The 2,055-nt window shown below is 46.3% G+C and carries 1 protein-coding gene and 1 pseudogene; both read left to right on the top strand.

Annotation, left to right across the window (positions count from 1 at the left end):
- Positions 1 to 36: 36 nt before the first annotated feature.
- Positions 37 to 1,488 carry an MFS transporter gene (locus ACTIE0_RS20460; RefSeq protein ID WP_006623265.1) on the top strand — a complete coding sequence of 484 codons (1,452 nt, stop codon included), beginning with the start codon at positions 37 to 39 and terminating at the stop codon, positions 1,486 to 1,488.
- Positions 1,489 to 1,874: 386 nt separating this feature from the next.
- A pseudogene (locus tag ACTIE0_RS20455) lies at positions 1,875 to 2,055 on the top strand (hypothetical protein); the annotation flags it as partial.

The following is a 2,055-nucleotide window of genomic DNA, read 5'->3' as shown; positions in this document are numbered from 1 at the left end:
CCAATCCGAGAATTACCTGTAGATAAATCCTAAACTATGATCCGCCTTTCTCGACAACAAGCCAAGACGGCACTTGTTCAACTCAGCGATCGCTTTCAAGCTACCGACTACCATAGTGATCATCTGGCTATTCGCACTAAAGCCGCCTATGCAATGGGAGATTTTGGCGGTGCTATTCCCGGCTGTATGCAAGTCTTCTTTTTGCTGTTTTTCTTGACTAATATTGCGGGACTTGATGCAGGTTTAGCAGGTAGTGTATTATTACTTGGTAAAGGATGGGATGCTATCAGTGATCCGATGATTGGTTGGTTAAGCGATCGCACCCAGTCTCGTTGGGGAAGGCGTTACCCTTGGATGATAGTAGCTTCTATTCCTTTGGGTATCTGCTTTTTCCTGCATTGGGTTGTACCTCCTGTTAGTGGCTGGCTACTATTCGGCTATTATGGCTTGATTACCATCCTATTTTATACCGCATTTACCGCCGTATTTCTTCCCCTCGGTGCTTTGGCGGCTGAACTTACCCAAGACTATGACGAACGTACCAGTTTAATCAGCTTTCAATCAGCTTTTAAAATTGGCGGAAGTCTATTTGCTTTAGTGTTAGCCCAGGTTTTATTTGGATTATTTGAATCTCCCCAATTGCGATATCCTTTATTGGGTAGTTTGGGGGGATTAATGGCGATGATATCTGTCTATATATGTGTTTTTGGAACCAGTAAACGCTACTTTCAACAAGAAGCTAAACGATTGGCAATCACCCGACCTCCATCATTACCATTTTTACAACAAATTCGCATTGCCTTTAGTAATAAACCCTTTCTTTATGCCATTGGGATTTATTTATGTTCCTGGTTGGGAGTACAGGTAACCGTTGCTATTCTACCCTATTTTATAGTAGATTATATGCAACTAGCCGATCGCCACTTAACCCAAATGGCATTATTAGTGCAAGGGGTATCCTTACTGGGTATGGCTTTCTGGAATGCGATCGCCCAAAAAGTAGACAAAAAAACCGTCTATTGTTTAGGCATTCCCTTCACCATGTTAGCCGGAGTCGGACTATTCATGCTGCAACCCGGACAAATGCTGACCATGTATGGTTTAGGTGCGATCGCTGGATTTGGAATAGCTACCGCCCACCTAGTCCCCTGGTCAATTTTACCCGATGTTGTCGATCTCGATGAACTCAACACCGGACAGCGACGGGAAGGCATTTTTTACAGTTTTATGGTAATGTTACAAAAACTAGGAATTGCCCTATCCCTATTTATTGTCGGACAAATTCTCAGCCATGCTGGACTGTTAGCCACAGCCGGTTCCAAAGAAGCAATCAGCCAACCCGAATCCGTATTATGGGCAATTCGCCTGATGGTAGGCCCCATTCCCATTGCCTTTTTATCCATGGGGTTAGTATTAGCCTATTTTTACCCAATTACTCGCACCGTCCACGCAGCCATTCGTCTACAATTGCAACAACGCCACGACTAAATAACTACCAATGATAGGGGCGGCTGGTAGGGGCGGGTGCTAGATCCGCCCCGGTAAAAACCCGCCAACTTACGGAACTCGCCCTTCTTCTTATGTAACACCCCGGTAAAAACCCGCCAACTTACGGAACCCGCCCTTCTTCTTATATAACGCCCCGGTAAAAACCCGGCAACTTACGGAACCCGCCTTCACCTACGGTAAAAACCCGGCAACTTACGGAACCCGCCCTTCTTCTTATGTAACGCCCCGGTAAAAACCCGGCAACTTACGGAACCCGCCCTTCTTATGTAACGCCCCGGTAAAAACCCGCCAACTCACGGAACCCGCCCTTATTCTGTTCGGAACCCAGATATAGCACAAGACAGAAAAGTTAGGACGTATAGCACATGACCCGATATCGGGAATGGCAATCGGGAACTCGTCAATGTCGGGATGCCAAACGTCCCGTCCTCAATCCCAACAGTGGCTGTTATCCGACCCTGTATAAAGGTATAGCACAAGACAGGAAAGTTAGGACGTATAATGGAGAGGACGAGATGACTAAGAAGACCCAAAATGCCAGCCCCC

The organism is Limnospira sp., assembly GCF_051859755.1.
GTDB classification, from domain to species: domain Bacteria; phylum Cyanobacteriota; class Cyanobacteriia; order Cyanobacteriales; family Microcoleaceae; genus Limnospira; species Limnospira fusiformis.
Note: the sequence above shows the minus strand (reverse complement) of the source record. Positions and strands in the feature narration are given on the sequence as shown.